We start from the raw sequence: 17,504 nt of genomic DNA on the forward strand, positions 1-17,504 counted from the left end.
TCTATAGTGCTCCTTTCCATAGAACCGTCATTGGCTTTAGTGCGCTCTGTTGACCAATTGCAAGTACGCCAAAACTTTGAGATTGTTGAGCAGTATCCGATTTAGGGATTGCAACACCCAGAACCTCATTTTGCTCTTTTATCAATATTTGTGCGTCAAGCCCTGAGATCTTCTTTTTATTGAGAAATAACGAAGGGGTGCTGATGATGGGCTGAGTTAAATTATCCGCCAACGTGAAGCTTTGTGTTTTTGGTAACATGCTTTGCTGATCAAACACGCGGACGTCGCCATTGTAATAAAAAGCGTAAACTCCGCTGACTCTGCCGCCTCCTTCTGCTAAAGACTCCACAAACTTTGCTGTGTAATCGCCATCATTATTGATGATCAATGGGCTTGTTAGCAGTGCACTATGGTAATATTGAGAACAGGTCAAATTTTGCTTATCGAAAAGTCGAACTTTACAGACGCGTCCCATGCTTTGCGAGTTTGTCTCGTTGTAATACAGATAATTTTCAGTGATTTTTGGTGCACTATTGATAATGCCATCCAAAGTCAGCGACCATTCCTTTTGCCAAGAAACAGGCTTTCCTCCTATCTTATTTGCTCTGAAAAAATACAGCTCCCCATCATGGGTAGAAAAAACGAGGTGGTGCTCACTTTGCAATATCGTACGCTCCACTATATCCAGATTAAGATCAAGCAAAGGCTGAGTGTATTGGCTTTGACGCCCTTTTTTCAAAAATGGGTTTTCTCTTAATGTAGCGACATTGACATATGTCGATACCGATTCGCCATCAAAACCGGTTGCCGTCAAAGTAAAACGAGAGTCGCCTTGAATATTAAAAAGTTGAGAGCTTGCTCCTAAAGAAACAATTGATTTTGAGGTGTGTGAGCCATATTGTGAGTGCGTAATGACAGCACTGGTGGCTCCAGATAACTGCCAGCCAACCCGTACAGCGCCTCCAGCAGGTACAACGCTTCCTTCTTCCGCATAAAATGCTTTAATTGCCAGCTCACCTGAAACATCAACATTGTCGATATCATTTGATGCGCACCCATACCTATGACAAGCAACAACTCTAAAGCTTCCTGAACCTCGATATCTATAAAAGCTTGTGGTTACATTCGAAGAGACAACCCGCCAATCACTGCCGTCAAACTTTAAGATCTTGTAGTATTCAGCCTGAGGCGAAGGTATCCAGGCAAGGCTTGTGTAGCCATTTTCTGCCTTACTAGACAACTTGATAACAGCATCTGGTTTAAGGTCAATCGGAGTAAAACGAGTTACGTTGCCAAGAAAAACAGGTGCATAGGCTTGCTCAAATTCTCCTTCAAAATTTGAATTTGCAAAATTGGAACATAAACTTACCAGTGAAACTATTAAATAAAATAACGCCTTCCTTTTAAACATACTTTTCATCATCCATATCCGTTGGTGGGTTAAATATCATGAACTTACATACAAAAAACCATGCAAACACAAAATCAACCAAAGTAAATTTAAAGAAAAGACTAATTTAACAAATTAAAAACCTCAAGTGGACATTTAAAATAAATCCAAAACAGAAAAATAATACCCTAAAAAAACTGGCGAAAAATAAACATATTAATAATGTGAAAAATAACACTCAAAAAAAATAAGAGAAGAAATAAATGAGCGATTTTTCACCCTTAAAATCGTTGCAATTAAATAACGTACCCAAAAGAGGAAGTTGCGTTAAATTTAGAGCCCACTCATAAAGTAAATAGAACCCAAGCCTATTAGCTAACTATCATGGAAACAAAACATAGTCAAAACCAAGCTCACCACATAGCCTCTTCCCAAGATGGCTTTCCTACAACCTATAGACTCCAGGGATTTTTAACAACTCAGCCATTAGGTTTATGCTGCCAATTTTACTTTGCACACACGTTCCAGTAATAATTCAAAACGCTCGCTACGGCGAAATTATATTAAGGTAAGTTTGGAAATATAAAACGAAGAGATTGGACAAAACCAGTTAAAAAAACAACAAAACACTTAATTAACAGCTACAAAAAATCCTAAAATATAAATAATAATAAATAAACAACTTTTCATGATCACCTTTTTCAACCGCCGTAAAAACCAGCACAATTAAAAACATTAAATTAAACACGGCCGTTAAAAATATTTAAACAACAACATTAAAAAAAAGAACAACAACCAGACTAAAAAGTGATTATTAATTAAATAGAAACCACAATAAATTAAAATAGATCACCTTTAAATTACGACTAATAAAAATGGAAAAATTATCACAACAAGCTGAAATTTACACCACAAAACCATCAAGACCTATACCATATAAACCAGGTTTTCAAATAAATTTTACGCTTTCACCTAAATTCATGTTTATATGCAATCAGACACACTGAGTCTGTCAGGCAAATAATCAGTCCAAATATGTGATGAGCACTTCCTCTACTCGGTAACATAAACTACACAAACGCCATAACCAATCATCTATATATTTATATAAAAAGTGGAAGTTCAACGTGCTAAGTATGCAAGCACTAGACTGATTGGCAGTTTGTTTTGATTACTTCCAATACTCGATTATTTTTGACACTTTGTGACCCTTAAATTCGAATACCGATAAGTGCTTTACAACTTCCCCTTCATATATTTCTTGCCTTTCTACGGATATGGCATTGTGCCCGGCAATCATCGCAGTAACCTTATACCTATCATCTTTGCGCTGGTAATCACCTGCCTTAAGGAATTTAACATAATTACTATAAAGGTGCTGACGTGTATATGTTCCACCATATACTTCATGGATATACACAAAGTCTTCCGTGTAATGAGAAAACAGTGTGTCTACATCACTGATCTGTGAGCCCGACATCAAGATTTTATTTTGTAGTCCATTAATCAAGTTGACCGCTTTTTTTAATTCGCTTGGCGTCAAGGTCACTGATTCAATGGCTTTGACGGATGAAAAGAAAGAACTTAATAAAACTAGTAACGCGTATGCTATCTTCATTTTGCTTCCTAACCTCTATTATTATTTGAAAAAAGCTAAACTAACGAATCGATTTCTTGTGCTAAGTAACATCAACTTTGACTGTCACATAGTTTGTGTTTGATAAAACAATACACCAAAAGTTTTTGGCAAAGATATAGACGAGCAAATTTGTCAGCCAAAAATCATAAAAACAACAAAATAAGGTTATTAATCATAATATTAGAATTGTAATTTTGATTCGTAAAAACCTGATTTGAGTTCAGAATTAGATAGCCTTGCTTTAACCAACTCACTTTTTCACTAACTTCGATGTGACATTTAACACGTGTACATGTACATACACATCGAACTACGTGTGCTGTCACGTCATGTACTTACCTGGCGTCGTTCCAATGATTTCTTTGAAATCACGGATCAGATGAGATTGATCGGTATATTCGAGCAGCGCAACAACGTCTTGAATATTAGCTTCTTTATTTTCTAGTACTTGCAACACATGGTGTAAGCGGTATTTTCTAATCAACCATTTCGGGCTCAAACCTATATATTTACCAAAAAGACGTTGAATAGAGCGCTTTGAAAGATCTGCCTTGGCAGACAACTCTTCCACAGAAAATATAGTGCCGTCATTCTTAATTAGATTAAATATTTCAATTACTTGGGCTTGTGAGCGAGAGACAGGACTTCCATAATCACGCAGAAATGTATGTAATGCATCAACTATATCGGCATCACTGTGCATGAAAAACAGAGTCTGTAACTCTTTTTCAATTCCAGCACGAAACACTTCAGTCAATGTGCATTCTCTATCTAGATAATAATCAGGAGCGTTTTTAAGCAGTGGAGTAAGCATGCCAATATTAAACTTTGTGCCAATTACCCGTCCCTTACCACGCATTGTATATGTATATACTTTACTGACAGGCCCTAGCACCTTGATCCCGCCCTTCTCGATAACCAAGTGAAAATTTGGGTCCGGTAGGTTTTGCTGTATGTGTGTTGCGGTACTACACAAATCCCAGTCAACTATCCAAAACTGCTCTATTAAATCAGCTAAATATGGCTCAGGAAAGTACCTTCGTAAATCATAATTTTGCTTACTCGTTATGTGGTGTAAAACACCAGAAACTGCATTTGTATTTTCTTTCAATGGCTACTTTCCTTGTTATAGGTTGGCGCGTTTATACAATATCAATTGTATAAAAACATGATAGTGTACGGGAAGTTTCACAATTAAGAAGAGATAAACTCATGGCGATCACAGGCACTTTTCAAATTAGTAATTGGCAAGAAAACGTAACCACCAGCATGGAAAACAACTGCAAAATTAGCAATGCCGTCGTAGATCAAAGCTATAGTGGGGATATAGTCGGTACTAGTCAGATACACTATCAACTTTACTACAATAGCGAAGGCAACGCGCGGTTTACAGGCTATGAAGTGCTCACTCTAACGGAAGACCAAAGTAAAAAGCTCATTTTGCAACACACTGGTAAATTCGAAGGCGGATCTGCATCAGCTCAGTTCGATGTTATTGATTGTAATTTTGACGATAATCTCATTGGTAAAACAGGTAACTTCATTTCCAAAGAAGGTGGTAAAGCAGATTATAGAATCGGCTAGCGATTAAGCTAGACTCCGGTTGAGATACATACCTGTTCTCTCCTGATAGTACTTTTCGCTATTGAATAAAAACATGCTTAGCTCATCAATATCATTCAGAAATAGGCCATAAATAACATGGCCTAGGCAGCTGACTAAATTAAACACAAACATCAATATAAATTAGATCACTTACCGACTTTAGCGAGCGACAAATACAGATAGAATCACCGTTGGGTCATTAACGCTTCTAAAATGTGTTCCCCAAATTCCATAGTAACAGCCATTTCTACTAGGAATGTATTTTCCCAAGAGATCAATTCTGTCGGCCTGAGATTGAATCCGACAATGATAAACTGGATTACCCTCATCATATAAACATGGAGTGATGCCTTTTTTCATAATATCGCTTTTGTTATGTGGAATAAGACGCTTAAAGTACCCTTGCCCCTCGCGTAACAGGAAAAATTCGGAATTGCTGTACTCTCTTCCCTTCCATTCTACATAGCATTTTTTACCTACCAGCTTACCAAGAACACGGCGTTCTGTTGTATCAGTACACAGTCCCATTTCTTTATTATTTACATTTGACTCAAGACCACTAACGGTTTCGTGGTAAGGATCTAAAAAGTAACCGTCATCCCAAGATGTTGCATACACATACCTGCCTTTTACCGCAGCCGACGATTCATAAGATAAACACAATAAACAAACCAAAATAGTTAGGGGTTTGACTAATTTTATTTGATTATTCCTTTAGTTAAATTGTTTTAGTATCCACGGCTACTGGTAAGTACGGAAAGTGTTACAGAGTTGTCATGCATACATTTGTAGTTACCCCCTTCAAAACCATAGTAACAACCATTTCTGCTCGGTATATACTTTCCTAGGAATACCTCCCCTGTGCCAGATATCTCTATGTTGCAATGATGCACAGGATACCCTTCGTCAATTGTGCCGGGTTGTCACACCAGTCTGAATAATCCTATCTTCAGATGCTCTTGTGAGCCTAGTAAATTGCATATAACCCGTGTCTCGAAGCACATAAAAATAATTGTTTGCATATTCTTGTCCAGCCCACTCCACGTAACACACGTCACCAACTAATTTACCTGGCACTTTTCTTGGTGATGTATCAGTGCAAACAGGTGAGAATTTTCTTTGCCCATATTCATATGAATATATCCAAACATACCTACTCTCATCGATATACTTTAATTGCCACGAACTGGTTTTTAAGTACTCCCCTTGTACCGCTGCACTCGATGTGAATGAGGTGATCATGGCGACTAAACCGATCAACATTGAACTAGGTTTCATGATTTCTCCTTATCTGTTTCTAAAAGTTTATTCGCTACAAGTAGACTCCTGTAGACGACATCAACCCTAGCGTCTCGCCTTGATAGGTGTAACAAACTCATTAAAGCTGTAAATTAAATAAAAAATATACATTAATAACATAACGTTATCACTAGTCATTCCAATTAGATTGAAGTAGCACCGCTTTTGAAATGTAAGTAAATGCAATGGCAGTACCTTTATGTACGGGTTACAACTTGGATTTAGCTATGACAACGCGCAAGGGTTGGTTACATTTATTTACCAATTTGATATCATTTCATTTCCATTAGGGCTAAGGAGAAGGGTTTGATTGCAGAAGCACTGAAAGCAATATACATAGTCACCACAGCTTTTATGCTGTTTGTAACGGTCGCGCTCTTTTTTATTCAGGGGTCGATAAATTTAGGCCAAAAGGTCGCCCTTTGTATCTTCTGGTTGCTCGTCAGCACACCATTAATTGAGTACATTGGCATTGCGTTTAACTACATGCCGTATCCATTTATTGCGTTTACGCATTCATCCGTATTGTTCATTGGCCCAGCAATCTTCTATTATTACCGAATTTATTCACGCCATAAAATCGACTACGCAGTAGCAATATTGCATATTCTTCCATTCTTGATTTTTTATACCACTAGACTTGCAAACAGAGATTATATTCCCGATATTGCTGCTTTTATTTACTTCGCCCATATCGCTTTTTATCAAATTGTACTTGTTAAAATAGCATGGTTTAAAAAAGCTCCTGAAGCACATTGCCAACCCCCGTGCATGTTAGTGTCGTTCAAACCACTAGTGGCGTTTTTTTTAATTCTCTCATCCGCGTACGCTAGCCAAATAGCGATGTACCAACTTGGAGTGAGCTATCTGAGGTTAATTTGGGATATCACCAATACATTCACTTTTATTTATGTACTATTGTTATCCAAAGGGTTTATTGAAGTAATAAAGTCAATGCAGAGTAAACCTCAGCGGCACTTGGAACTTACGAATGAAATCGCCAAAACCTACATTACTACACTGAAAGCGTTGTTTGATAGAGAGCAAATTCATTTAAATAATGAACTCTCTCTCACTGATTTGGCCAATAAGCTATCGCTTTCAAAAAATCAGACGTCTGAACTACTAAACGAACATCTAAACATAGGGTTTTACGCTTTAGTTAATAAATATAGGGTAGAAACAGCTGCCAACCTTATCAAAGCGGCTCCGGAGCAAGTGTTGATGTCACAACTATACTTAGAGTCCGGCTTTAATAATAAAAATACATTTTATAAGGAGTTTAAAAAAGCTTTTAGTTTATCTCCCGGCGCATTTCGCGACAAATGCAGTAAATGATGAGCTTTGTAATACACAAATAAAAGGCACTATCACACAAAAGCATTCAATTCGCCTACTAATGCGCTCAAACGAGTTTTAATTTTTTAGCAATTAATGAATGTTTTTCCGCCGCCTGTAGCATATTGATTGCTGAGATTGTCACGGTGAAATATGATGAACAATATCTTACTAAAAAATAAACACGTCAATTTACAACCCATTCAGACCTGATGGCAGTAAATTACCCTATAAACTAAATAAAAAGTAGGACAATCATGTATAAATTATTTGGGCTACTCGTGGCATTGTGTAGCTTAAGCTCTGAGCTTGAAGCTCGAGAGTTTGAGCAAGGCCGCCAAATTACCGAAATGCCAGCGGTACTTACCTTTAAAGAACGTGTCAAACCGATCAATAGTATGGTTTCAGATCGACTCGATAGCCTCCTGCCTAAACTAATGCAAGAAGCTGACTTAGACATGTGGTTAGTGATAAACAGAGAGTACGGTGAAGATAAACTGTTTTATACCCTGGTTCCGCAACCGACCTTTGCCGCAAGACGCACAACCTTACTGGTATTTTCCAAAAATCCAGATGGCAGTGTTGAACGCTTTAGTGTTAGCCGCTACCCAATTGGTGAACTCTATCCAACAGTTTGGAAAGGTGGTAGTAAAGAGCAACAATGGCAAAGGCTAGCTGAAGTCATTACAAAACGTGATCCTAAGCGCATTGGGATAAACATAAGTGAAAACTGGGCCCTCGCGGATGGTTTGAGCGTTGGACTACACAAGCAACTACGCAAGTCTTTACCTAAAAAATATCAAAATCGTTTAGTCAGCGCTGAAAACCTAGTGCTCCGTTGGCTGGAGACAAGAAGCGAAAAAGAGCTCAATGTGTACCCTCAAGCGGTGACCATTGCTAGACGTGTTATTGCTGAAGCCTTTTCCAATAAAGTCATTACGCCGGGTGTTACAACGACTACTGAGGTTGAATGGTATTTAAGAGAACGTTTCGAAGCGCTGCAATTGCGCCCTTGGTTTCAACCTTATGTCAACATTCAGCGTCGTGGTGACGATCCAGCAAAGGATGAAGTCTTTATGGGTAAATACAACCGTGTAATTTTACCTGGCGACATTATTCATACAGATGTAGGGATCTGTTATCTCAGTCTCTGTACTGACACGCAAGAAATGGGCTATGTATTAAAAATGAATGAAACAGACGTTCCCGCAGGATTGCAACAAGCTATGGCCATTGGTAATCAATGGCAAGACATTTTAACTAGCAACTTTAAATCTGGTTTAACTGGCAATCAAATCTTGGCCAACACGATAAAACAAAGTGAAGCCGCCGATATCATTAGTAGCACCTATACCCACCCTCTGGGGTTTGTTGGTCATGCTTCAGGCCCTACTATAGGAATGTGGGATAATCAGGGGCCAACGCCCATTCAAGGTGACTGGAAGCTTTTTCCAAATACCGTCTATGCCATTGAAGGCAATATCAAAACTCAGCTACCTGAGTGGGACAATCAGTGGATTCAAATCAAATTAGAGCAAGATGCAGTATTTGATGGTAAAAAAGTATGGTATCTCGCTGGCAGACAAACACAGTGGCATATCATCAGGTAACGCCTTATGAGAAACCTGTTAAACATGCAAATGTCTAACAGGTTACTTTGAAAGCGTTGTAATAAGCGCAGCTTTACGTAACTTTTTCAGTTCCATTTGCGCTTATGTAACCCATAGACATAAGCTCTTTAATTAGACGATATAACGTGCCCTTATCCTGCTCGTGAGGTGCAAGAACAGAACTCGCTGCTTTTAAGTGTTTTAGCGAGATCTGCACTAAGTGACTGTTATTTTCTGAATATACACCAGTGCTTATGATTTGGCTGATAATTTGAACAGCCAACTCTTTGATTAGAATTTCTCGTGGCATGCCTGTTTTTGTACAAACACCATATGTACCAGCTAAAAAGTGATGCCACTGATCTTCAATAAAATTATCAAAGTTTGCATTAAACTGTGTGTCTGGACTCCAAAACTCCTCCGCTAACAGCGCCTCTTTCACAATATAAAATTGCTCCGAAAACGTTGTAAACGCCAATTTGTCTTCTTTGAACAAGTGACACTGTTTGAGCCAATTCGTATACGCTTTCGGGTAAAACTCTATCTGTTCTCGTTCTTCGAATTTGCCAAAATATGAGGTACTCGCTAGCGTTACATCAAGCTTATAGGCTGGTAATGGCATCATTTTTCGAGATTGAAAGTCTCGAAGTTGCATGGCAGATGTATCGCTGCTGTGTAAAAGCTGGTTCTGAGTGTAAAAGTTCCCACTTAAGTAGGTGAATAGCGCCATGCTAAAACCACCTTTCTCATTATTCAGTTCCATATTCGCCTCTTTGTCTCCCACCCATTCCGTAATCTCTGGACACATGAGCCACACGTAGACGAAAATCTTCAAACAACTCTGTTTTGCCTTTTTCCTGCGCCTGTTTGTGTTCTAATTGCTCACGCCACCGCAAAATTGCTTGTTCATCTTGCCAAAAAGACAATGACAAGAAATAGCATGGATTCGAAACACTAATGAAGCGCTCAATAGAGATAAAACCAGGTTGCTTAGCCAACAGGGTTTTTAAACTCGCTGCGATATCTAGGTAAGTGTCTTTCCCCTGTGGTTTCAAAGTGACTTGAAAAATAACTGCTATCATTTATAAAACCTCTGAAAACTTGAGAGTTTCAACTACGCCGTTTAAAAAGTAGCGCTTTTCATGCAAAATGAATTTCTCTTGCTGCGCAAATTCCAAGTTTGCTTGGGCTTGCATGTCTGCTTTTAGCCGAATACGGTAAGCTTCATAATCGGCAAGACTACTAAAAGCAATCAGCCCGTAGGCACGTTTATTGTCACCTTCATACGGCGTAAAATATCCAATTAGCTCACCGCCTAGTCGCGGAATAATCGCGCCCCAATTTCTGGCATATTGGTTAAACTGTACCAACTTCGTTGGATCAAGTTCATATTCGATAAAACATGTCATGTACATTTGATTTGCTTCCTTTTTTGTTTTGAGGCAGTCTATCGCGCTCAAAATGTGATGCTTCGATGCACATCGAACTAAATGGAAATGATGGAACCTGATATCTCAATGATCGCGGGGTTAATAGCCGATCCTGCCCGATCCAAAATACTGACAGCACTTATGGGTGGCAAAGCTCTCACGGCCACGGAGCTATCTTTGGAGGCTGATGTCACACCGCAAACCACAAGCAGCCATTTAGCTAAATTACTCGACGGCGAGCTATTACAAGTCAGAAAGCAAGGTCGGCATAAGTACTTTCAGTTAAAGGGGCCACATGTCGCCATAGTGCTGGAGCAACTATTGGTGCTTACCGCATTATCAACTCCTAAAACTACTACTGGCCCAAAAGATCCGCGCTTAAAACATGCCAGAGTGTGTTACGACCATTTGGCCGGAGAGCTAGGAGTTCGGTTATATGACGCGCTGGTCAGTGCTGATATGCTTGAAGACTTTGGCGAACTAACGCGTCTGACTGAAAAAGGAAAAACCTACTTTGTGAGCCTAGGTGTAGACTTTAAACAGTTTAAGAAAAACAGCCGCCCCGTATGCAAATCATGCTTGGATTGGAGTGAACGCCGAAACCATATGGCGGGCCATTTAGGGAATTGGGTACTCAATTATATCTTTGAGAAAAATTGGGCAAAGCAAGATTTAGATGCGCGCTCGATTACTTTTACCAACAAAGGCCTTACGGCCTTTAAACGTGCTTTTTTGATAGAAGATTAAACTCCCCATACGAACCATAACCGTTCAATATTTCGAATTGGAGTTTTTCTTAACTAAGTTTACTCGTCAAACACAATCAGACCATTTCATGTAGAACAATCGAATATTATCTCTGTGAGATTGCTGACAATTGTTTGTAACTTTAATAGTTTGAACACTTTTTTGTGTATCGATTTTCACGCATTGAGCTGTAATGCTACACCTTGCAACTAACTAATTCGCAGAACCTACAAATAAACAGAGATTTTCAACCGTTTTGTGATGCAAATTTAATGTTACCCGCGTATATTGCTCAGTTCTATTTATTTTGTATTAATCGATTTATGCGTACTTATTTATTCTTAGCCATCTTGGCACCGTTTTTTGCGTCTTCAGCGCCAATGAAATTAAAGTTTTTGGATGAATTTATTGTCCCAGCTGATCTGCGTGTGAATGGTGATAAAGTAGGTGGCCTGTCGAGCATTGAATACACAGGTGACCAATATTTACTGATTGTTGATGATGCTAAAAATCCGAGATACCTCGACGCCACCATCAATATTAAAGGTAAAAAAATTGAACATGTGCGTTTTGACAAGTCGACAGCGCTTGTTAAAAAAGGCTCAGAAGCTGGTGTGGTTGATCCTGAAAGCTTACGAATAATACCAAAGAGTAAAAGTCTAGTTTGGTGCAGTGAAGGCAGTGTTAGATATAAACATGCACCAGCAATATTCCTGCAAAATGAACAAGGGCTGGCGTCATTTGCGCTCCCTAAAATGTTTGAGATCCAAGACAATTCTGGTCCAAGACACAATGCTGTTTTTGAAGGTATTACAGTCGCTCCCTCAGGAGAAGGTGTCTGGGTATCGATGGAGGGGCCCTTAAAGCAAGATGGTAAAAAAGCCACAGTGCAGCATGGCAGTATGGTGCGCATTTCATACTTCGATTTTGCCTCTAAACAGATGCAATACCAATTTGCCTATTATCTCGAGCCTCTGGTCAATCGCGCCGAAGCTAAACCTGATGCATTTCGTACCACCGGCCTAGTTGAAATACTGCAAATCAATGAACACCAGTTCTTAACAATGGAGCGCTCATTTACGGCAGGGATCTCTGATGGTGGTAATAGCGTCAGTATTTATCTTGTAGACATGAAAGAAGCAACAGATATCAAAAATCTCACCTCTCTACATAAACAACAATTCCGTCCAGCCAACAAGACCTTATTGTTAGATATGGAGACTATAAGGCAACAAATTGGCTCCAAGCATATTGATAACCTCGAAGGCATCACTTTCGGGCCTATGTTAGAAAACGGTAATCAAAGTTTATTGATGGTATCTGACAACAATTTTAATGTGCACGGTAAGCAGTTAAGTCAGATTTTATTGTTTGAAGTAATTACAGGCGGTAAAGCTGGGTAACTATGTAGGTGGCTAGTACATTAAACCTAGCCACCATATGCTCGCGGCCTTAAAACGCTAAAGTAGCTAATTGGCATAGAGAAATGGCGAGCTCTGTCACTTATTTCAATTCCACCACTTTGATCTCACTGTCTATACCTGTGATATAGGTAATATCAAACAGCCTGTTATCTTTCAAAAGTACTTGAAACTGGAGTACATATTGGTCTGGGCAATCTCGTCCTGAATCTGTGTGTATCCATTTCATATTGACGTCTACTTGATAAATATCAGCAATGTCACTTGGACTGATGGCGTACATGGGTTGCAATGCTTCCACGATTTCATTTTTCGACTCAGTTAGGATCCCACCAATATCTGGACGGCAAGCAAGAGCAGGATTAATCGAACTACAAAACAAAAGGAAAATCACGAGGGAGCTAAAATATTGCTTCATGAAAATGACCTTTTATAAAAATAAACCTTACCTGTGCCATCACGAAAAGTAAGTTTAGCTGTTAAATTTGAGTTAGGCGCTAAAATTATGTTGAAACAAAACAGCTAACAAATCGCTATCGATTACACAGCCGAACCGCATAAATTAATTACAACATGTGTCATGTTTGGTTCCCGCACTAGCTTGATCTATTTATTAAATTTGCGATTTCACACTTTTCAGGAACGCGTTTTTGACGCTCATCCTTGGCTGAATTCTCTGCGATCAATTCAGACCTCTGTGGCAAATGTTCCGGCAACTTGATATCAGTGACAATCCCTAAGTTACTCAGCGCATTTAAAACCCACCATCCGGGGTCTGGCTCGTCTTTGTATAGACCTAACATAGCAGATCCGGGAAAAGCATGGTGATTATTATGCCAAGCCTCCCCCATCGAAAGAAACCCGGCTAAACGGATATTATGTCCTTGCACCGCAGCTCCCTCGACTTTCCATGTACGTTCACCCTGATTATGAGCAAAGTAGCCAACTAGCCAATGACCACCAACCGAAATAACCACGCGCAGTGAAACCCCATACAGCACCCAACTCAACCCGCCAAGCCAATAAAGAGGTATTGCTAAGACCAATTGTTGGCAAAGCCAACTAGATTCCATAAATTGATAAAAACGGCTAGCCAACACGCGAGACTCGATGTTAAAAGTTGGTGGATGATCCAGCTTCAAATCACAATTTAATTGCCACCATCCGTCTTTCAGAATTTTTGACCCGTGCAGTAAAAAATCATGACACCGGCTTTGTCTTTGTGCCCAATCTCGCAGGTCATGCTGCTTCAACATACCGATGGGACCTGCCATCCCAACCAATACACCGAGATAAACAAAGGTATATTCCATCCATTTTGGACATTGATAAGAACGATGAATGAGCAATCTATGCATACCCAATGAATGACCAAAGCACAAGGTCACAGCGGTTAATACAAGAAAAACAGCCATCGCAGACCAAGAAAAATAAAACGGTGCGACAAATAGCGTTAGGCACAAATTGGCTAAAAACCAAATTGACTTTATTGGACTCCAAACAACAGTGCCTTTCCAAGCACTATCTGTGTGGGATGCTTTGACTCTATCGCTGTTCTTCATAGCTATTCCTTGGTTTTTCTCACACATTTATCAACTTAGGTAACCAAGTTACTTTATCTAAATATGGGGTATATAAACTTTTTGATTTAAACACACTTTCACTCAACTATGTTAACTCAATCAATTAACAGAACAAACCAAAAATAAAAGCTTCAGTAGATGGGTATTCAATAAAATTATAAAATACAAGACTGGATAAGAAATCAACTACCCAGCAGTATCAAACTTACATCTGGGTAGTTGAATATAAAAGGTGCTTAAAGCTTAAATGGTAATGACGAATGGTGTAGGTTTATCTTGACGTTACCTTCTTTATCTTTGATATAAGCAAATGAATACTCTACTTTAATTTCTTCACCTTTTTTATTAGTGAAATAGTAATTCCCCATAGATATTGCCGAATCACCATCTGTGATGATCCCTTCGTTTTCCCAACGTACTTTGACATATGGCGCCAATGCAAAACCTTTGTCTTCAGCCAAATCTTGGCCTACAAAGTAAGACAAAGCCTCTTTTTTAGTTCCTCTGAATTGGTCGACCGATGCCAAAGTTGGTTTAAACAACACTTGCCCATAATCAAACGCATAAAACCTATCCAAGTGTTTAATTGCAGCTTTTCTTGGGTCCTTTGCCTGGCCAATTTTCACAATCCCTTCACCCCAACCTTTTTGTGCAGCTTCTACTTCAACAGTAGAAATGGGTCCTGCATTTGCGTTTAGTGAAGCCAATGAAGCAATTGCTAGTGAGATTGCAGCTAACCTTCTCATACTTTTTCCCTTTAATCCAAAAGTTAATTTTTCTATAAATTACTGATCTAAATAGAAGTTCAATTAATTTAACAGAATCGACTTGCTCTTTCGTGATGGATGCAAACGTTACAGACTGACTTTTAAGGCCATCAACGAAAGGTCTAATTACTACATCAGCGTTACGTTATAAAAAAATTAAGGAATTGTAAATTTATAAAGTTTCAAGTGACTTTCTAACACGCCAACCATCATGGTAGCGAAGTAGTCGATATTTTAAGAGGTGCTTCAATGGACTCCACTTTTCTCCGTATCAATGCTGTATTTGTGTATCCACTTTATCGTTGGGATTACATCAAATAGACAAAATGGGTAACAAAATCACCAGCAGGACAATTGAGTGAAATTGAAGAGGCTTAGACCTTATGCTTATACAAACATACTTCACAAGACCAGGATTTTATAAAACAACCAAGCGGTTTTGTTAAAAATGACGTTGGGTAACCCTTAATACTATTAATGAATTACACCTAATTTCTCAACTAAAAACTCAAACAAAAAGTTAATGGCGATAATATGCAGGGTTTTTGGTACGTGCACCAGATATAATTACTCTTCAGTCTCCTCGGTTTTTGTTGTGTCCTCAGCCTTTTTTTCAGCGCCTTTGGTCATAAACAAATAGATTGCCTCTTCAACAGGCATCGCTTTAAAGTATAAAAAGCCCTGAACACATTCAATATGAGATTGCTTTACAACTTGCTCTTCGTCCGCAGTTTCCACCCCTTCAGCCACCAGCTTGAACCCCAGTTTAGAAATCATTTCAGACAAATTTGTATATAAAGAAATGGATTTACTGTTTAATTGATCAGGCAATAGACTTCGATCGAGCTTTATTGTTTCAATATTAAGCTTTGATAAAACAGACAAACAAGAGTAACCAGTACCAAAGTCGTCCATAGCGCAGTCGATTTTATTCTTCTTAAGCGCATCAACAATCGTTACTGTCTTATTAAAATCTTCTATATAACTAGACTCCAATAACTCAACTTCGACTTGACCGGGAAATTTAGCAAATGCTTTGATAATACGTCTATACCCTCCTGTCAGGAGGTTTTGCGGTGAAATATTAAAACTAATTTTTGGTTTTAACCCATGCTTAGCAAATTGCTCAAGATCGATTTCTAGCTGATCGATCACATAATTATCAATAATATGTAATAGATTATGTTGCTCAAGAGTCTCTAAAAACCAAGGCCCAGATACAGTACCGTCTTTATTGGTCAGCCTAAGTAGAGCTTCAAAGCCAACGACTTGTTTGTTGTACGGGTTAATTTTGGGTTGATAAAACAGTGTCAATGCACCCTGGTTAAGCGCCTCAGTTACTTCCTTTAGGCTGTGTGCATTAATTTGCTCTTTTCTTTGTGTTGCACTGAAAGAGCCTTCGGCTCCTTCCTCAATCATACGGCCTGCTGTGTAGCGCTTCATTAACACATCTAGTGCTTTTCCAGACAAATTATTGTCTCGGTTAGCCTTCAAAAACGGAAAATATATTAAGGCGTTAATCAAAACCAGTGCAACTTGTAGTAGAATCCCTTTTACACTTTCAGTTAACAGCCAACCATTAATAAATATAGGTGTAAACCAAGGTATTTCTTCAATATATTGAATGGAAATAAAGCCACTATAAAAAGCAAAATAAGCGATCGATGCATTAACTAAAGGGCATAATAAAAATGGCAATAAGATGTAAGGGTTAAATACAATTGGCAATGCATAAATCATAACTTCACTAATGTTAAACATAGCCAAAGGTGATGAGATAATCGCTATACGCTTTTCATGTTGACCTTTTTTTAAAAACAAAGCAGCAACGATTAAGCCCCAAATACAGCCAGTTCCACCCAAAATAACAAACCCAGTAAAAAAGTTGTAGCTGATTAAGTCAGGAAGTACATAGTAACTGGTTAATTCGCTAGATACTAAAATATGGTAAGTATTATCCCCATGAACACCGATAAACCACAACAAGTGAGATATCAATAATTGCATAGAGAGTTTTTCAAATACATTCCAGTGTGGATTTAGGGATCTCAACCCTTCAACTATGGTTTCAGCAGCCAAATCAATATAAGGGAATAACAGCAGCACCACACTAGTCACAATTAAGTAGGGTAAAATTAGATTTAAATGCTTACGCAAAAATAAGCTAATTGAGCTTACGCCTACTAGGCGGAAAACTTTCAAGCGCTCTAAATAAGACAAGGAATAACAACACACCACAGGCATCAGCAAAGAATACAAAGCACCCATGCGGTGATTAATTGCTAAGTCACTACCAGAAATTGTAATGTAACCCGTTGTTGCCGTGAAACAAGTGAAAACTAAAATAGGGCTAGCAATAGTGTGAACTTTGAGGTTTTTTGATAGGTAGTAACTAAAGGACATCAAGGTGAGTACCGGGAAAATGCCCCATACTAGCGTGTTGAAGTCCTCTAAAAATTGATGCTCAACCCCCTTCATGGAGATATTGAGCCACTGATTGATCAGTGTGATAACAGAAGCAACTATGAAGAAAGGGATTAACGCAATATAGCCCTCTCGCAGCGAAAGTATCACTGTGTTAGAGGAAATTTTAAATGCATATTGGTTAAATTTATTCAGCAACGTTCTTGTCACAACTCAGTTTTTCTTTTTACATTACCCCAATAAAATTAGAA

17 protein-coding genes are annotated in these 17,504 nt (G+C 38.7%); 5 read left to right on the top strand and 12 right to left on the bottom strand.

Annotated elements, in window-relative coordinates:
- Position 1: 1 nt before the first annotated feature.
- From MHN81_RS07865 to MHN81_RS07875, 3 genes are all read right to left on the bottom strand, one after another.
- Positions 2–1,411 carry a hypothetical protein gene (locus MHN81_RS07865; protein ID WP_239425474.1) on the bottom strand — a complete coding sequence of 470 codons (1,410 nt, stop codon included), beginning with the start codon at positions 1,409–1,411 and terminating at the stop codon, positions 2–4.
- Between the two features lie 1,150 nt (positions 1,412–2,561).
- Positions 2,562–3,008, bottom strand: a complete 447-nt coding sequence (locus MHN81_RS07870) for a hypothetical protein (RefSeq protein WP_239425475.1) — start codon at positions 3,006–3,008, stop codon at positions 2,562–2,564.
- A 343-nt stretch (positions 3,009–3,351) separates the two neighbouring features.
- A complete protein-coding gene (locus MHN81_RS07875) occupies positions 3,352–4,140 on the bottom strand; it encodes a helix-turn-helix transcriptional regulator (RefSeq protein ID WP_023397755.1) in 789 nt (262 codons plus the stop codon).
- A gap of 101 nt (positions 4,141–4,241) precedes the next feature.
- On the opposite strand from MHN81_RS07875, the gene MHN81_RS07880 reads away from it, so the two are divergent.
- Positions 4,242–4,613 carry a DUF3224 domain-containing protein gene (locus MHN81_RS07880; RefSeq protein ID WP_239425476.1) on the top strand — a complete coding sequence of 124 codons (372 nt, stop codon included), beginning with the start codon at positions 4,242–4,244 and terminating at the stop codon, positions 4,611–4,613.
- Between the two features lie 180 nt (positions 4,614–4,793).
- Here the strand turns inward: MHN81_RS07880 and MHN81_RS07885 are convergent, their stop codons facing one another.
- The gene (locus tag MHN81_RS07885) at positions 4,794–5,252 is read right to left on the bottom strand and encodes a DM9 repeat-containing protein (RefSeq protein WP_239425477.1); all 459 of its coding nucleotides are present in this window, start codon (positions 5,250–5,252) and stop codon (positions 4,794–4,796) included.
- A gap of 288 nt (positions 5,253–5,540) precedes the next feature.
- Positions 5,541–5,912 (bottom strand): hypothetical protein, encoded by a 372-nt coding sequence (locus tag MHN81_RS07890; protein ID WP_239425478.1) that lies wholly within the window; start codon positions 5,910–5,912, stop codon positions 5,541–5,543.
- 327 nt (positions 5,913–6,239) lie between these two features.
- Between MHN81_RS07890 and MHN81_RS07895 the strand changes: the two genes are divergently transcribed.
- Both MHN81_RS07895 and MHN81_RS07900 read left to right on the top strand, forming a co-directional pair.
- Positions 6,240–7,271 (top strand): helix-turn-helix domain-containing protein, encoded by a 1,032-nt coding sequence (locus MHN81_RS07895; RefSeq protein ID WP_239425479.1) that lies wholly within the window; start codon positions 6,240–6,242, stop codon positions 7,269–7,271.
- Between the two features lie 257 nt (positions 7,272–7,528).
- Entirely contained in the window at positions 7,529–8,881 is a 1,353-nt protein-coding gene (locus tag MHN81_RS07900; protein WP_239425480.1) for a M24 family metallopeptidase, read from the top strand.
- 73 nt (positions 8,882–8,954) lie between these two features.
- Here MHN81_RS07900 and MHN81_RS07905 read toward each other — a convergent pair whose 3' ends face one another.
- The 3 genes from MHN81_RS07905 to MHN81_RS07915 are packed head-to-tail and all read right to left on the bottom strand — an operon-like array spanning position 8,955 to position 10,296.
- Positions 8,955–9,644 (bottom strand): DUF6058 family natural product biosynthesis protein, encoded by a 690-nt coding sequence (locus MHN81_RS07905; protein WP_239425481.1) that lies wholly within the window; start codon positions 9,642–9,644, stop codon positions 8,955–8,957.
- The gene (locus MHN81_RS07910) at positions 9,631–9,963 is read right to left on the bottom strand and encodes an antibiotic biosynthesis monooxygenase (RefSeq protein WP_239425482.1); all 333 of its coding nucleotides are present in this window, start codon (positions 9,961–9,963) and stop codon (positions 9,631–9,633) included. The genes MHN81_RS07905 and MHN81_RS07910 overlap by 14 nt, the downstream gene beginning before the upstream one ends.
- Positions 9,964–10,296 carry an NIPSNAP family protein gene (locus MHN81_RS07915; RefSeq protein WP_023397763.1) on the bottom strand — a complete coding sequence of 111 codons (333 nt, stop codon included), beginning with the start codon at positions 10,294–10,296 and terminating at the stop codon, positions 9,964–9,966.
- A gap of 75 nt (positions 10,297–10,371) precedes the next feature.
- Between MHN81_RS07915 and MHN81_RS07920 the strand changes: the two genes are divergently transcribed.
- On the top strand, positions 10,372–11,058 hold the full coding sequence (locus MHN81_RS07920) for a winged helix-turn-helix domain-containing protein (protein WP_239425483.1): 687 nt from the start codon (positions 10,372–10,374) through the stop codon (positions 11,056–11,058).
- Positions 11,059–11,330: 272 nt separating this feature from the next.
- The gene (locus MHN81_RS07925; RefSeq protein ID WP_239425484.1) at positions 11,331–12,461 is read left to right on the top strand and encodes an esterase-like activity of phytase family protein; all 1,131 of its coding nucleotides are present in this window, start codon (positions 11,331–11,333) and stop codon (positions 12,459–12,461) included.
- A 100-nt stretch (positions 12,462–12,561) separates the two neighbouring features.
- On the opposite strand, the gene MHN81_RS07930 is transcribed toward MHN81_RS07925, so the two are convergent.
- The 4 genes from MHN81_RS07930 to MHN81_RS07945 form a co-directional block, all read right to left on the bottom strand.
- Positions 12,562–12,897, bottom strand: coding sequence for a hypothetical protein (locus MHN81_RS07930; RefSeq protein WP_239425485.1), 336 nt, complete (start codon positions 12,895–12,897; stop codon positions 12,562–12,564).
- A 178-nt stretch (positions 12,898–13,075) separates the two neighbouring features.
- Positions 13,076–14,041 carry an acyl-CoA desaturase gene (locus MHN81_RS07935; protein WP_239425486.1) on the bottom strand — a complete coding sequence of 322 codons (966 nt, stop codon included), beginning with the start codon at positions 14,039–14,041 and terminating at the stop codon, positions 13,076–13,078.
- Between the two features lie 257 nt (positions 14,042–14,298).
- Positions 14,299–14,808 (bottom strand): phosphoribosyl-AMP cyclohydrolase, encoded by a 510-nt coding sequence (locus MHN81_RS07940; RefSeq protein ID WP_239425487.1) that lies wholly within the window; start codon positions 14,806–14,808, stop codon positions 14,299–14,301.
- Positions 14,809–15,396: 588 nt separating this feature from the next.
- Positions 15,397–17,463, bottom strand: coding sequence for an EAL domain-containing protein (locus tag MHN81_RS07945; RefSeq protein WP_023397769.1), 2,067 nt, complete (start codon positions 17,461–17,463; stop codon positions 15,397–15,399).
- Positions 17,464–17,504 lie beyond the last annotated feature (41 nt).

It is taken from the genome of Pseudoalteromonas sp. Of7M-16 (assembly GCF_022347805.1).
Classification (GTDB): domain Bacteria; phylum Pseudomonadota; class Gammaproteobacteria; order Enterobacterales; family Alteromonadaceae; genus Pseudoalteromonas; species Pseudoalteromonas luteoviolacea_F.

Bases quoted from the DNA above. Each gene is read 5' to 3' on its own strand.
- MHN81_RS07865 (WP_239425474.1), bottom strand. From the start codon at position 1,411: ATGTTTAAAAGGAAGGCGTTATTTTATTTAATAGTTTCACTGGTAAGT.
- MHN81_RS07870 (WP_239425475.1), bottom strand. From the start codon at position 3,008: ATGAAGATAGCATACGCGTTACTAGTTTTATTAAGTTCTTTCTTTTCA.
- MHN81_RS07880 (WP_239425476.1), top strand. From the start codon at position 4,242: ATGGCGATCACAGGCACTTTTCAAATTAGTAATTGGCAAGAAAACGTA.
- MHN81_RS07890 (WP_239425478.1), bottom strand. From the start codon at position 5,912: ATGAAACCTAGTTCAATGTTGATCGGTTTAGTCGCCATGATCACCTCA.
- MHN81_RS07900 (WP_239425480.1), top strand. From the start codon at position 7,529: ATGTATAAATTATTTGGGCTACTCGTGGCATTGTGTAGCTTAAGCTCT.
- MHN81_RS07905 (WP_239425481.1), bottom strand. From the start codon at position 9,644: ATGGAACTGAATAATGAGAAAGGTGGTTTTAGCATGGCGCTATTCACC.
- MHN81_RS07910 (WP_239425482.1), bottom strand. From the start codon at position 9,963: ATGATAGCAGTTATTTTTCAAGTCACTTTGAAACCACAGGGGAAAGAC.
- MHN81_RS07915 (WP_023397763.1), bottom strand. From the start codon at position 10,296: ATGTACATGACATGTTTTATCGAATATGAACTTGATCCAACGAAGTTG.
- MHN81_RS07920 (WP_239425483.1), top strand. From the start codon at position 10,372: ATGGAAATGATGGAACCTGATATCTCAATGATCGCGGGGTTAATAGCC.
- MHN81_RS07925 (WP_239425484.1), top strand. From the start codon at position 11,331: ATGTTACCCGCGTATATTGCTCAGTTCTATTTATTTTGTATTAATCGA.
- MHN81_RS07930 (WP_239425485.1), bottom strand. From the start codon at position 12,897: ATGAAGCAATATTTTAGCTCCCTCGTGATTTTCCTTTTGTTTTGTAGT.
- MHN81_RS07935 (WP_239425486.1), bottom strand. From the start codon at position 14,041: ATGAAGAACAGCGATAGAGTCAAAGCATCCCACACAGATAGTGCTTGG.
- MHN81_RS07940 (WP_239425487.1), bottom strand. From the start codon at position 14,808: ATGAGAAGGTTAGCTGCAATCTCACTAGCAATTGCTTCATTGGCTTCA.